Source organism: Cystobacter fuscus DSM 2262, from assembly GCF_000335475.2.
Lineage (GTDB): Bacteria > Myxococcota > Myxococcia > Myxococcales > Myxococcaceae > Cystobacter > Cystobacter fuscus.
In genome coordinates this window covers 96,355-108,484 of the sequence record NZ_ANAH02000067.1, presented here as the reverse complement: position 1 = coordinate 108,484, position 12,130 = coordinate 96,355, and the positions used below count along the sequence as shown (strand labels likewise).

12 protein-coding genes are annotated in these 12,130 nt (G+C 68.8%); 8 read left to right on the top strand and 4 right to left on the bottom strand.

Annotated features, from left to right (window positions below; all coding sequences use genetic code 11):
• Positions 1–15: 15 nt before the first annotated feature.
• Both D187_RS44440 and D187_RS44435 read right to left on the bottom strand, forming a co-directional pair.
• Positions 16–798, bottom strand: a complete 783-nt coding sequence (locus D187_RS44440) for an endonuclease/exonuclease/phosphatase family protein (protein WP_281171838.1) — start codon at positions 796–798, stop codon at positions 16–18.
• Between the two features lie 80 nt (positions 799–878).
• Positions 879–1,886, bottom strand: coding sequence for a zinc-dependent alcohol dehydrogenase family protein (locus D187_RS44435; protein ID WP_043434831.1), 1,008 nt, complete (start codon positions 1,884–1,886; stop codon positions 879–881).
• A 436-nt stretch (positions 1,887–2,322) separates the two neighbouring features.
• On the opposite strand from D187_RS44435, the gene D187_RS56085 reads away from it, so the two are divergent.
• The 5 genes from D187_RS56085 (at position 2,323) to D187_RS59040 (ending at position 5,798) form a co-directional block, all read left to right on the top strand.
• Positions 2,323–2,952 (top strand): hypothetical protein, encoded by a 630-nt coding sequence (locus D187_RS56085; protein ID WP_155894020.1) that lies wholly within the window; start codon positions 2,323–2,325, stop codon positions 2,950–2,952.
• Positions 2,953–3,117: 165 nt separating this feature from the next.
• A complete protein-coding gene (locus D187_RS44425) occupies positions 3,118–3,423 on the top strand; it encodes a hypothetical protein (protein WP_155894019.1) in 306 nt (101 codons plus the stop codon).
• 51 nt (positions 3,424–3,474) lie between these two features.
• Positions 3,475–3,675 (top strand): hypothetical protein, encoded by a 201-nt coding sequence (locus tag D187_RS44420; protein ID WP_002631310.1) that lies wholly within the window; start codon positions 3,475–3,477, stop codon positions 3,673–3,675.
• Positions 3,676–3,741: 66 nt separating this feature from the next.
• Complete coding sequence (locus tag D187_RS44415; RefSeq protein WP_002631309.1) at positions 3,742–4,107, top strand: arsenate reductase family protein; 366 nt, start codon at positions 3,742–3,744, stop codon at positions 4,105–4,107.
• 248 nt (positions 4,108–4,355) lie between these two features.
• Positions 4,356–5,798, top strand: coding sequence for a trypsin-like peptidase domain-containing protein (locus tag D187_RS59040; protein ID WP_081714097.1), 1,443 nt, complete (start codon positions 4,356–4,358; stop codon positions 5,796–5,798).
• Between the two features lie 47 nt (positions 5,799–5,845).
• Here D187_RS59040 and D187_RS44405 read toward each other — a convergent pair whose 3' ends face one another.
• Positions 5,846–8,725 carry a hypothetical protein gene (locus D187_RS44405; protein ID WP_002631305.1) on the bottom strand — a complete coding sequence of 960 codons (2,880 nt, stop codon included), beginning with the start codon at positions 8,723–8,725 and terminating at the stop codon, positions 5,846–5,848.
• Between the two features lie 185 nt (positions 8,726–8,910).
• Here D187_RS44405 and D187_RS44400 point away from each other — a divergent pair, with 185 nt between their 5' ends.
• The 3 genes from D187_RS44400 (at position 8,911) to D187_RS44390 (ending at position 11,522) form a co-directional block, all read left to right on the top strand.
• A complete protein-coding gene (locus tag D187_RS44400) occupies positions 8,911–9,093 on the top strand; it encodes a hypothetical protein (protein ID WP_043434822.1) in 183 nt (60 codons plus the stop codon).
• 217 nt (positions 9,094–9,310) lie between these two features.
• Positions 9,311–9,724: an ACT domain-containing protein gene (locus D187_RS44395; protein ID WP_002631303.1), complete on the top strand. Its 414-nt coding sequence runs from the start codon at positions 9,311–9,313 to the stop codon at positions 9,722–9,724.
• Between the two features lie 106 nt (positions 9,725–9,830).
• Complete coding sequence (locus D187_RS44390; protein ID WP_002631302.1) at positions 9,831–11,522, top strand: SH3 domain-containing protein; 1,692 nt, start codon at positions 9,831–9,833, stop codon at positions 11,520–11,522.
• On the opposite strand, the gene D187_RS44385 is transcribed toward D187_RS44390, so the two are convergent.
• Positions 11,468–12,073, bottom strand: coding sequence for a dihydrofolate reductase family protein (locus tag D187_RS44385; RefSeq protein ID WP_081714095.1), 606 nt, complete (start codon positions 12,071–12,073; stop codon positions 11,468–11,470). The two genes, D187_RS44390 and D187_RS44385, sit on opposite strands and share 55 nt — an antisense overlap.
• Positions 12,074–12,130 lie beyond the last annotated feature (57 nt).

Sequence of the window (12,130 nt, the reverse complement as noted above, 5' to 3'; positions counted from 1 at the left end):
GGAACTCCGAGAAGCTCACGCCTCGGTGAAGGTCGCTGTCAGGGCGTGGTGATCCGAGGCCGCGCCCACGTCCACCACGTCGGCACCGAGGAGCCGCTCGGCCAGCCGGGGCGAGGCGAAGAGGTAGTCCGTGCGCAGCTCGAGGACCTCCGCGCCGCGCTGGCGCCGGGCGGTCACCCACCGGGAAGAGTCGGGCCGTCGGCGCAGCACATCCACCCAGCCGAAGCCCTCCAGCTCATCGATGACGTCGAAGCGGGGCGGGTGGCCGTACTTGTCCAAGCCCACGCGGCGGACACGGTCGGCGAGGTCCACGGGATAGGGATCCGCGCGTGACAAGGAGTTGAGATCCCCGGCCAACAGGAACGTTCCCTGGGCGAAGGCCGAGGGCGCCAGCAGCGAGCGCAGGTAGCGCGCTTCCACGAAGCGCAGGTTCTCGTGGTGGGAGTCGAAGTGCGCGGCGAAGAGCGTCAACGGCGCCGTGCCCGTCTCCAGCTCGCACTCGAGCAGGCAGTGGCCGATGAAGTGGGCGTCGTTGTGGGCGCGGGCCGAGCGCAAAGGCAGACGGCTCGCGACGGCGACGTGGTAGCGGTTGCCACTCGGGCGGGGGCGGGCGGTGCCCAGCCGCACGTGCGTCTCGGTGACGGGGAGGTTCATCGCGGCGGCGACCTGGCCGAGGCGCTCGCCATCCTCCCAGCCCAGGCACTCCTGCAGCACGAGCACGTCCGGGTTCTCGCGGGCGATGAGCGGGAGGAGCAGGGGCATTCGCTCCTCTCCACCCATCAGGATGTTGAGGGTCATCACCTTCAGCGGCATGCCGGACAGCCTACCCTCGAAGGAGCACGTCCCTGAAGAAGCCCGCGCTGCTCACCAGGGGTGGCTCACACGGAGATGACGATCTTCCCGAAGTGGCCTCCGGACTCCATGTAGCGCAGCGCCTCGCGCGCCTGGGCGAAGGGGAAGACGCGATCGATGACCGGCTTCGTCTTCTCCCGGCTCATCGCGCGCAGCATGTCCTCGAACATGACGCGGCTGCCCACGTAGGTGGGCTCGATGCGCAGCGGCTTGCCGCCGGTGTCCACGCTGTCCGCCTTGCCCATGGCGCCGGAGAGCAGGCCGATGAGGGCGATGTGGCCCCCCTTCTTCGTGGCCCGCACCGAGTGGGGCAGGGTCCCGGCGCCGCCCACCTCGAGCACGTGGTCCACGCCCTCGCCCTCCGTGAGCGCGAGCACCTGCTCCTCCCAGTTGGGCGATTTCTTGTAGTTGATGAGTCCCTCCGCGCCCAGCCGCTTGCCGCGCTCCAGCTTGTCATCATGGCTGGAGGTGAGGAGGACGCGTGCCCCGAGGATGCGGGCGAACTGGAGGGCGAAGATGGACACGCCGCCCATCCCCTGGGCGAGCACCGTCTGGCCCGCCTTCAGTCCTCCCTGCGGCACGAGCGCGTTCCAGGCGGTGACGGCCGCGCAGGGCAGGGTGGCGCCTTCCTCGAAGGACAGCCAGTCCGGCAGGACGACGAGCCCCTCGGCGTCCAGGGCCACGTACTCGGCGAGCACGCCGGGCACGCTCCCGCCGAGCGCCTTGCCGACCTTCTCGGGGGTGCTCGGGCCATCCGTCCAGACCTGGAAGAAGGTGGGCGCGACCCGGTCCCCGGGCTTCACGCGCGTGACGCCCGCGCCCACGGCGACCACCTCCCCCGCGCCGTCGGAGACGGGGATGAGGGGCGCCTTCTCGCCCGGATAGGTGCCCTTGGCGACCATGAGATCCCGATAGTTGAGCGACACGGCGCGGATGCGGACGAGCGCCTGTCCGGGGCCCGGTTGGGGCTGGGGCTTCTCGACCTGGACCCAGCCTTCGATGCCGGTGGTGCTCTGCAGTTCGTAGGCCTTCATGGTGTGGTCTCCCTGGGAGTTGTCACGACGGGCCCTCCGATGCCCGACCCCTCCTGGCGTTCCTCGTCGAGCAGCACCCGCCGTGCCCAGACTCGCGCCGATCAGCGTCGAGAGCGTGGAAAGCGTTCCCATGTGTGTTCCCCCCTGCCCACGCACTTTGCCCCAGCGGGCGTTTGCGCGGGAAGGGTCAACGCGAGGCGGCACGTAAGTCCAATCGAGGGGAGTATCCATTCTGGAACGGACGCGCCCACTGATGAGTCGACTACGGAAACCGGAACATCTCGGTGCAGGTGCCAGTCTATTGAGTAAGGCGTCTACCATCGGCAAACGCTGAATGCTCCTCCATACACGGAGAGTGGTTTTTGTTGCTCCACGGTCACACTCTGTGTCAGTGTGACGAGTGGGGCGTCCCCCTCTTTTAATCCGGAGAATTTCCATGCGCCTTATTGTATTGCTAGGCTATTGCGTCCTCTCTTTCTCCCTCATGGGTTGTCATGGTGTAGGCCCGGGCACGGACGATAACCCGAAGCCGACAGGGAAGAGTGACTTTACGGTCATCTTGTCGAATCCCCAGGACTCAAACGCGAGTGTGGGGACGTACGAATTGCATATACAGCCCTCTTCCAGCGCCTACTCGGCAGATCTTGATATTACCAACATCTGGGCAATATCGGATTGCAAGTTGCCCACTGGTGAGTTCCGATGTCACCAGGTGATGCTCAATCTCAAGGGGAAGCCCGAGACCGGTAAGCTGTGGAAGTTGGTGCCAGACTTTTCTTCCAAGAGTAGTGATCCGGGGACCGGCATCATCTACTATATTGAGGGGAGCCAGGGTAGAACCGCAGGGTGGGTATCTGTCTCCGGCACCCTCCGAGTTGACTCGGTCAGCGACACAGATCCCCGCTCAGTTCCGCCGGGCTATTTCGCAGTCAAAACGGTAAAGTTCACGGTGGTGGACGCGACGATGGGCCCCGCCTCGGGCGACTCGGGCACGGACGCGACAGGAATATTTACGCTCCGTGGCGAGGGTCGTGCCGAACTGATGACGGGGCTCGACGGGCCCTAAGAAAGTGTTCAGGCGGAGTAACAACCGTGTGTCCGCAGAGCAGAGCTACTCTGGTTCCGCATATTTCACGGGGGTGTGAGGGACTCGACATGCGCGCAGCATGACCGCGAGGGCCGCGCCCTTCCAGCGTTTGACATGGGCGCGTTCATGGTCAGGTTGATGCTCATGCGCGGCTTCCCTCATCACATCGCCCGGTGGTTGAGGCTCGCGCTGGCGTGCTTCTCGGTCCTCGGGGCGAGCCTGCCGGCGCACGCGCATCCGGCCTCCGAGGCCGCGGTGGCTGTCTGGGTCGAGCGCCACGAGTCGGCGCGCCAGCGCCCGGCGGTGGATGCCTCCGTTCATCTCGAGCACCCGGACGAGGGTTCTCCCCGTGCTCCCGCCCGCGTGGCGTTGCCGGGTTCCCTCCGGGAGTCGCGCACCGCGGCCCCACCGCGCCGCCTCTTCCTCTTTCATCGAGCGCTCCTCCACTGAGCCTTTCCCAGCACCCGTCGCTGGAAAGTCTCTCACCTGGAGGAGTTCCCCATGACATTGCTTCCCAAGGCCGTGCGCGCGTTCGTGCGCGCCAGCCTGCGCTTCGCCTTTCGTGTCATCCGATTTCTGTTCATCCTCGCCCTGGTGGCCCTGCCCGCGCCTCTGACCGCCTGGGTGGTCGTCATCCTGGAGCCGCTGCGCCGCAACGTGCCCACCGAAGTCCTCCGTCAGGAGGAAGAGCCGCCCCAGTGAGTTCGGCGTCGGAGTCCACATCTCCGGACGCGAGCCCCGCCGCCCGCCTCTGGTACAAGCGGCGGCATGAAGACCGACGTCCTGATGCTGTCGTACTCCGGTTGTGGAACCTGCAAGAAGGCCCTGCAGTGGCTCGAGCAGCACGGCGTGGACGCGCGCGTGCGCCCCATTGTCGAGCAGCCGCCCACCCCCGCCGAGCTGGCGAAGTGGATTGCCCAGAGCGGCGTGTCCGTGCGCAAGTGGCTCAACACCAGCGGGCAGAGCTACCGCGCCCTCGGCAAGGAGAAGGTGGACGCCGCGAGCGACGCGCAGCTCGTCGAGTGGCTCGCGGCCGACGGCAAGCTCGTCAAGCGGCCGGTGCTCGTGCGGGGCTCGCGGGTGCTCGTGGGCTTCAAGCCCGAGGCCTACGAGGAACTCTTCGCCTCCCCGTGACGGCGCCCCGGGAGGAATGCCCCACGCCCACGGGGCTTAGGGCATTTTGCCCCGACCTCCCCTGGAACATGCCCCGGGAATAAGCGGCTCCGTGGGCCGTGCCCGAGGGAAGAGGGGGCTCGCCGCGCCGGTGCGGGGCGCTGGCGCGGAGGATGCACACGGACTGCTCCCGAACGGATGCACTGGGTATGGAACCCGGTCCGAAAGGAGTCCCCACCGTGTCCTCTCCCTCTTCTTCCCGCCATGCCATGCGCGGCGTCCTGTTTCCCCTCATGATGATGGCGTCCGCCTGCCATGCCCTCGGCGCGACGCCGCCCGCGCCCCCTCCGGCCGCGCCTCCCGCCGCCACCGCCGCGGCCCCCGTCATCCCCTCCGTCACCGTGCCGTCGCCCGGTTCGCTCGCCCCGCTCGTCGAGGCGGTGAAGGGCGCCGTCGTCAACGTCGAGGTGCTGGCGCGCGCGCCCGTCGCCGCCACCCGGGGGATGCTCCGCCTGCCTCCGGGCTGGGCCGAGCAGTTCGGCCTCCCGGACTCGCCCCAGGGCGGGGCGCGAGGCCCCGTGCAGCAGGGCCAGGGCTCGGGCTTCATCGTCGACGCCAAGGGGCTGGTGCTCACCAACAACCACGTGGTGGAGAACGCCGAGCGGGTGCGCGTGAAGCTCGACGACGGGCGCGCGTTCGACGCCCAGGTGCTCGGGAGGGATCCGCTCACCGACGTGGCGGTGCTCCAGCTCCAGAACGCGCCCAGGGATCTACCCCACGTGGCGCTGGGCGACTCGGACGCGGTGCGCGTGGGCGACTTCGTGCTCGCCATCGGCAACCCCTTCGGCCTCGCCTCCAGCGTGAGCTCGGGCATCCTCTCGGCCCGCGCCCGCGACATCCACGCCGGGCCCTATGACGACTTCCTCCAGACGGACGCCGCCATCAACCCGGGCAACTCGGGCGGCCCGCTCTTCAACCTCAAGGGCGAGGTCATCGGCATGAACACCGCCATCGTCCGCGAGGCCACGGGCATTGGCTTCGCCGTGCCCAGCAACCTCATCCACTCGCTGCTGCCCCGGTTGGAGAAGGACGGCGTGGTGCGCCGGGGCTGGTTGGGCCTGGCCGCGCAGGATCTCACGCCGGACCTGGCCAGGGCGCTGGGACTCGAGGTGGACAAGGGCGCCATCATCGCCGATGTCAACGACGGCGGCCCCGGGGCCCGCGCGGGGCTCCAGGACAACGACGTCATCACCCGGGTGGAGGACACGCCCATCGTCTCGGCGGGCAGCCTCACCCGCGCCGTGGGCCTGCTGCGTCCGGACAGCCGCGTCTCCGTGCACGTGTTGCGCGACGGCAAGCCGCTGGCGTTGCAGGTGACGCTCGGCACGCGGCCCGCCCAGCGGGGCGAGCCCGAGGTGCCCTCGCGCGAGGAGGAGAACGCCCCCGCCAAGGGGCGGCTGGGCATGCGGCTGGCGGATGATCCCCAGGGCCAGGGCGTGCGCGTGGTGCGGGTGGATCCGGGCAGCCCGGCGGAGCAGGCGGAGCTGCCACCGGGCTCGCTGCTGCGGCAGGTGGGCGATCAGAAGGTGGCCAACACCCAGGAGGCCGCCGAGGCGCTGCGCTCGGCCAGACCCGGCAGCATGTTGCTCTTGCGCATCCAGCCGCCCGGCTCGGACGTCACCCTGCTGCGCGCCCTGCCCGTGCCGTCCTGAGCCCCGAGGGGAACCGATGCTCGAGGGCGAGTACAGCCAGAAGTCGGCTAGCCCGGACGGCCCTCGGCCTTCCCCCGACGATGCAGCGCGTAGGCTCGCTCCACGAGCGCGCCCCCCGCACGAATGCGCGAGGCCAGCCAGTCAAGAGACCAGATCGGCCACTGCTCGCGAGGGCAGGACTCGAGCGCATCGAGAATCCGGCCGTACCAGTCCCGGGGAAACACGTTGGACAGGTCGTCCCTCAGGCTGAACTCCAAGAGGAGATACTGTCCCTGGGCATCGAACGCCTTCTGGAAGGCCACCTCGGGGGCGAGCCGCCAGAGCGCATTGTACGCCGCCACGCCTCCCATGCTCTTTTCCGTGAGCAGCTCGAGCACGGGGATGTGCTCGGGCTTGAACCGGTGAACGTTCAGGTTGGTGAAGTAGAGGAGCTCTCTGGGTTTGTGCTGGACGTAGTGCCGCACGAGGTGGAGCAGGAGCCGAGGAGGAACACGCTCCAGCTTGAATGGAAGATGGCCCGGACCGCTCTCCTGCAGGGTTCGAACGATTGCCGCATCATCGAGCCAGGTGAAGAGCCACTCCGCCAGGGTGGGCGCGATGGGGTGGCGTTCGGGGGTGGAGTAGGAAGTCCTCGCCTGGGGTTCGAACAGGAACATGACTCCCCCGGCCTCCTTCGCGAGCCCATGGAAGACCGAGGCGGCAAGCGCGCGCTGGAGCAGGGGCCCCTCCTGCTGAAGCCTTTGCAACAACTCCTCCACGAAACCGTCCTGCTGGACGGCCTGAGCGATCAGCCGGGAGACGAGCGCGATGTCATGGTGGGCGGCCGACACCATGAACGCGGGCAGCAGGAAGTAGGGAATTCCCCTCGGGGGAAGGGTGGGGCCGCCGTACTCGAGCACCCGGCTCGCGCGGGCCACCAGCCGTGTGTAGTCCTGATCGACGCGTCCCTTCACGCGCTCGACCCAGGACAGGCACCATGCACCTTCATCCGAGAGCGCGGGAGAGGTCCAACCCGGGAAGTGCCAGCGAAGCTCCGGGGCCACCGGCCAGGCGGGGGGAGGAACGGCGAAGGACCAGGACCAACAATCGGCGAGCCACGCATTCGAGCCCTCACCGAACCCCGGTCGGGTCATCGGGCAAGTACGCCCGGAACGTCCGCCCAGCACCTCGAGCTGCCGAAGCGCGAGCGCATGGAGCGTCTCCAGCGCATCCGACGCGGCGGGCTCCTTCTCGAGCCTCCGGCCCCAGGCCGAGAAGAGTGCGTCCACGGCCCCCACGGACCCCAACTCGGAGCCGTCATGCTCACGAACCACCTGCTCCGACAGGGAGAGGAGCCGACGCGATGGGAGCGCGTCGAGCACCTCGTCCACCAGGTGCTGACGGCCCGGGTCGGCGGCCCAGCGCCCCCAGGTCGTGGGCAGCCGCAATAGTCCCTCCTCGACCTGCTGCCGGGCAATCGTCTCGACCATCCAGTGCGGGTACGGGCCGAGCCCTCCATCCGGTTGGAGACGCATCAGGCGTGTCGAGGACAGGTACTCGATGGCCATGGCGGGTGAGAGGGAATGGATGCTGGCCTTGGCTTCCCGGGCCCGTTGCTTGCGCTCGTTCTCGTTGCGTCCCCGTGCGATGGCCAGCAGCTTCTCGTCGAGGACCTTGTCCGAGACGGGTGCGGCGTAGATCTCCGGAAGCCGACCCGCCCAGGTCTCCACCGTGGCACTGGGCGGCCAGGGCGAAGCCACATCCCTGAAAGCCGCCAGGGTGAGGGTGCGGACCGCATCGGCCCCCGCCGCACGCAGCCAGGAGGCCCGGACCGATCCCTCCGACATCTCGCGTTTGAGCATCCGGGGCACGACTGTCCGGGAGACGTCTTCCTTCCACCCATCCGCGAACTGACGGACGAGTCGGCGTGTCCCCATCTCATGGGCCAGGTGGCACAGGGTGAGCAGTTCTCCGGGCGTGCGCACCAGCCGCTCTCCGGGGTCGGCCTGCTCGAGCCAGGTGCCGAACTCCCTGGGCAGCAATCCCTTCCGCTCCGTGCCAAGCCTGCTGGCGGCCCAGTCGATGACCTCTTGGCGCCAACCGGCCATGGGCCTCCACTCGAGGTCCTGCCAGAAGGCCCACTCACGCCGATCCATCCGCCACTCGGGATCGTAGGAGAGCACATCGGCGCTTCCGGGGCGTGCGAAGGAGGCCACCACGACCACCGACTTCCAGTCCCTGAGCGACTGGAGCGCCTCCCGATCGGTCTGGGGATCCGCGAACCCGACCTCGATGAAGAGCGGTGTCCTGGTGGAGAACCTCGAGAGCTCGAGGTCGGCCAGGCGGTGGGCGGTAAGGACCGTGAACCAGTGCTGCACCCGAGCGGCCCTCGGCCCGAAAACCGGAGCGCTCTCGGGCTCCCGTGGGCTCTCCTCGAGTGGGAGGGAGCCGTGGAGCTGACTTCGCGCCGTACGCACGCGGGCAGCCAGGCTCTTTCCCGCACCGGGCGGAACCTGGATCCAGACATGCGCCTCTGTCTCGGGAAGGCTGGTGAAGAGATCGAACCGGGGCTCGGTCTCACGCTCCGATGTCGCGGCCCGCATCGCCCAACCCGTCCCCCGAGGTGGCAACTCCGTGGCTGGATCCATCGGGCGCAGCACCGGAAACTCGTCGAACTCGACGAGCCCCATGGTGGGCCCGCCCTGGAGCAGGTGCTGCTCGGAGATGCCCAGGAGGTCCGCCAGGACCCTGAGCGCCTCCTCATTCCCACGCCACCAGGAGAGACTGCCCTGTTCGAGCCGGGTGAGCTGAAGGCCTATCCGGCGATGGCGCTGCTCCGCGGCTGTCTCCGGAAAGAGCCCGGGGACCCGCGCGAGGATGCGACGAGCGAGCGTGCTCTTGGACTCGAATCCCGCCGCCTTCATCCAAACCTGGAGTGGATGACCCATGCCCTCATTCTCCCGGACCCGACGGTCCCACGCACGGATGGCCAGGGCGTGAATGCATCAGCGCATGCATCCGCTGCATCGATACAGATGATGCCAGCGCGATTTGCTGGTGGGGAGATGGATCCGTACTTTCAGACATGGCGACGGCCGCTCACTTCCGAGCGGGTCGCCAGGAGCGGAAATCCATGGCACGGAATGAGAAGAAGACGCGGACTCCCAACGACGATCGATCGGATGCGCTCAACCCGAAGACCCAGCAGCACCAGTCGGCACTCGATGAGCACTCCCGCCGCGAGAACCCGCGGGAGCCTCGGAATGCACCGAGCACCACCCGGCCCTCGAACCCACCCGGCAAGGGCAAGGGCTAGAACTGCACGCGCGGGCGTGGCCAGACCCAGCCCCCTCCCTCGAGAGGGCTGGGGGTGAAACGCACTCCTTGCCAGGCTCGCTCTTGACCGGGCAGCAGCCGGAGCCCAGGGGCTGGAGGCCGCTCCGCTCGCGACCCACGTCTCGCTTCAGTCTTGACTCGCGTGCGCACCTCCTGACCTTTGTTCTAACTTTCGTGGACGAGGAGGATGCAACGTCATGTCCGGCGAGACGAACCTGGGTGTATTGCTGAAGTCGATGAAGCCGGTGCTGCGGGAGGGTGAGTTCGTCTTCATCACCACCCGGCGGTCCCTGCTCGAGGTCGCACCCCTCGAGCCCCTCGGGCTCTTCCACGAGGAGGAAGGGCTCACCCTCATTCTCCCGCGAGAGAAGGCCGAGGCCGCCGGGCTCCCGTACACCGCCGTCTTCCGGATGCTGACCCTTTCCGTCCACTCCAGCCTCGAGGCCGTGGGCTTCCTCGCCGCCATCACGAATCGGCTGGCGGCCCGGGGCATCAGCGTGAACCCCGTCTCGGCCTACTTCCACGATCACCTCTTCGTCCCCTCCGCTCGGGCTGAGGAGTCCCTGGCGCTGCTCGTCGAGTTCGCTCGCGGCGACGCGTCCCCGGGCTGACCTGTCCTTCGAACCTGGCACGGACTTCTGCCCGAAGCCTCCCGCGTGACTGACGCCTCCAGCGGTCCATTGATGGCCGCGCCTGGCTCGGGCAGTGTCCCGCGCCATGCTCACCGCGCTCCTCGCCGTGCTCCTGCTCCAGGCGCCCGAGTCCCCACCCGAGTTGAAAGCGGAGCACTGCGGCGGCTCGGGCTGGTGCACGCTCGGCCCCATCCCGCTCATGCCAGAACGGGCGAGCGCCACCGGAGACACCCTCGTCGCCAACGGTAAGGGGTCCGGCATCCTGAGCCTCTGGTGGAATGGCGCCTGGCGGGACACGCTGGACACCGGGCTCGGGGCAATGCGGCGGCTGCGCCTCGTGGAGTCACGGCGGGGCCAGGTCCAGCTCTTCGCCTGTGACGCCGAGCGGTGCCTCCAGGCGGAGGTGAAGGCGGGCCGCATGGGCGCGCTGTCCCGCGTGCCCGAGGAGTCGGTGCCCCCGGAGCCCGTGGCCGAGCAGCCCGTGACCGACAAGAGCGGCGCGCTCCAGGTGTTCTCGCCCCGGCCCGGCGTGCGCTTCTTCTTCGAGGACGGCACCTTCGGCGTCGAGGTGAAGGGCCAGCGCCAGAAGCATCCCGCCGTGAGCAAGGCGCGCTTCACGGGGAAGTTCCAGGAAGTGTTCGGCGGAGGGCGGGGAGAGCCGCTGTGGCTCACCGTCGGCGGCCATGTCCTGCGGCTCACGACCACGGAGGCGCAACCCCTGGGAGTGATTGACCAGCCCGCCTTTCCTCGGGTGCAGCCCTGCCTCCGGGTCAGCATGCGGGGCGATCCCCACCGTCCCTTCGCGCTCTGCCACGGCTTCGATGTGGAGACCCTGTCCCGCTTCGATGGGGAGCGCTGGCAGGTCCTCTCGTCCCCCTTCATGAATGGCCGGACGCAGCCGCTCGTGGCGGTGGGCGAGGGCTGTGCCCCCTGCATCGTGCTTCCCGATGCATTCCGCTGGCGGACGAAAGCGGGACGGTGGCGTACGCTCCGGCCGCCGGCTCCACCTCCCGAGGCGCGGAGCCTTCATCGCTTCCTCCGCGCGGGCATCGACGCCTCGGGCAGACCACACTTCACGAGCCAGCTTGGTGAGTACCGCCATACGGGCCAGACCTGGCGCCGGGTGGGCGAGGGTCTCCCGGAAGACGACTCCCCTCCGCCGGAACACCCGCCGTGCAACGCCACGGGTTGCCTGAAGAAGGAGGGGAACACGTTGAGTTGGCGTCCCATGGGAAGCGACACTTGGCGGCCCCTGAGCCCGCCGCCGGCCTTGCTCGGCCCGCATCCCGATGGAGGGGAGGCGGAGTGCCTGGGGGCGCTGGCGGACGGGGAGTTCGCGTTCGTCTTTGGCGCGTTGCTGGTTCGCGGCACCCCCGCGCGGGGCTGGAGGACGGAGCGGCTGCCCGCCTCGGTGTGGGACTGTGGCTTCGAGGAAGGGCCCGAGACGCTCTACCTGTACAGCCAATCAGGAAGCTACTTCTTCACCCAGGAGAAGGACTCGGCGCCTCGGGTCGTGCCCGAGGGAACGTGGGCGCGGGTCACGGGGGTGACGGCGGACGACGTGCTCCGGGTGCGCGAGGTGCCGGACTGGCGTGCCCTGGAGGTGGGCGCGCTGTCCTCGGCCGCGTGTGTGCGCGAGGTGCGCCGACGGACCGTCCCGTCGAAGGAGGTGTGGGCCGAGGTCGACACCGCCGACGGTCAGCGCGGCTGGGTGAACCAGCGCTACCTCTCCGCCGCCGACGGTACGTGCGCTCCACCGGCCTCCGGCGGGGACTGATACCGGGCATGGGTGCCCGCGGGGAGGACATAGCGCAGCTCCACCAGCCCCTGTCCGAAGCGCTTCACCCCCACGAGTTCGAGCGGCGTGTGCAGGGCCGCCGCCAGGAGGGGAGCCCCCGCGCGGAGGAAGACGGGGACGACACACAGGTGCAGCTCGTCGACGAGGCCGTGCGCCGCGAACTGCGCGGCCAGCTCCCCGCCACCCATCATCCAGATGTTCTTGCCCCCGGCGGCCTCGACCATCTGGGCATGCACCACCCGGACGTCCTCCGAGGTGAAGCGCACGTCCGCGCCCGGGAAGGCGGGCAGCCGCCGGTGGGTGAACACCCAGGTCGGGAGCCCTGGATAGGGCCACTCCTTGCCCTCGCCGAGGAGGAACTCGTACGTCCGAGCCCCCATGGCGAGGGCGCCGATGCCCGCGAGGAAGACGTTGTAGTGCTCCATCACCCCTTCGGCATCGTTGAACTGGAAGAGCCACTCGAGCCGCCCCTGCGCATCCGCGATGTAGCCGTCGAGACTCGCCGCCACGTAGTACTGGGTCCTGGTCATGGTTCGGCAGCCTACGCGCCCCTCCCTGACACCTCCTGTCAGGGTTTCTCGGGCAGG

Excerpts from the sequence above, each read along its gene's own strand:
- D187_RS44435 (WP_043434831.1), bottom strand. The coding sequence starts at position 1,886 with ATGAAGGCCTACGAACTGCAGAGCACCACCGGCATCGAAGGCTGGGTC.
- D187_RS44400 (WP_043434822.1), top strand. The coding sequence starts at position 8,911 with ATGGCACGGAATGAGAAGAAGACGCGGACTCCCAACGACGATCGATCG.
- D187_RS44390 (WP_002631302.1), top strand. The coding sequence starts at position 9,831 with ATGCTCACCGCGCTCCTCGCCGTGCTCCTGCTCCAGGCGCCCGAGTCC.
- D187_RS44440 (WP_281171838.1), bottom strand. The coding sequence starts at position 798 with ATGACCCTCAACATCCTGATGGGTGGAGAGGAGCGAATGCCCCTGCTC.
- D187_RS44420 (WP_002631310.1), top strand. The coding sequence starts at position 3,475 with ATGACATTGCTTCCCAAGGCCGTGCGCGCGTTCGTGCGCGCCAGCCTG.
- D187_RS44415 (WP_002631309.1), top strand. The coding sequence starts at position 3,742 with ATGAAGACCGACGTCCTGATGCTGTCGTACTCCGGTTGTGGAACCTGC.
- D187_RS44425 (WP_155894019.1), top strand. The coding sequence starts at position 3,118 with ATGCGCGGCTTCCCTCATCACATCGCCCGGTGGTTGAGGCTCGCGCTG.
- D187_RS44385 (WP_081714095.1), bottom strand. The coding sequence starts at position 12,073 with ATGACCAGGACCCAGTACTACGTGGCGGCGAGTCTCGACGGCTACATC.
- D187_RS44405 (WP_002631305.1), bottom strand. The coding sequence starts at position 8,725 with ATGGGTCATCCACTCCAGGTTTGGATGAAGGCGGCGGGATTCGAGTCC.
- D187_RS59040 (WP_081714097.1), top strand. The coding sequence starts at position 4,356 with ATGCGCGGCGTCCTGTTTCCCCTCATGATGATGGCGTCCGCCTGCCAT.
- D187_RS44395 (WP_002631303.1), top strand. The coding sequence starts at position 9,311 with ATGTCCGGCGAGACGAACCTGGGTGTATTGCTGAAGTCGATGAAGCCG.
- D187_RS56085 (WP_155894020.1), top strand. The coding sequence starts at position 2,323 with ATGCGCCTTATTGTATTGCTAGGCTATTGCGTCCTCTCTTTCTCCCTC.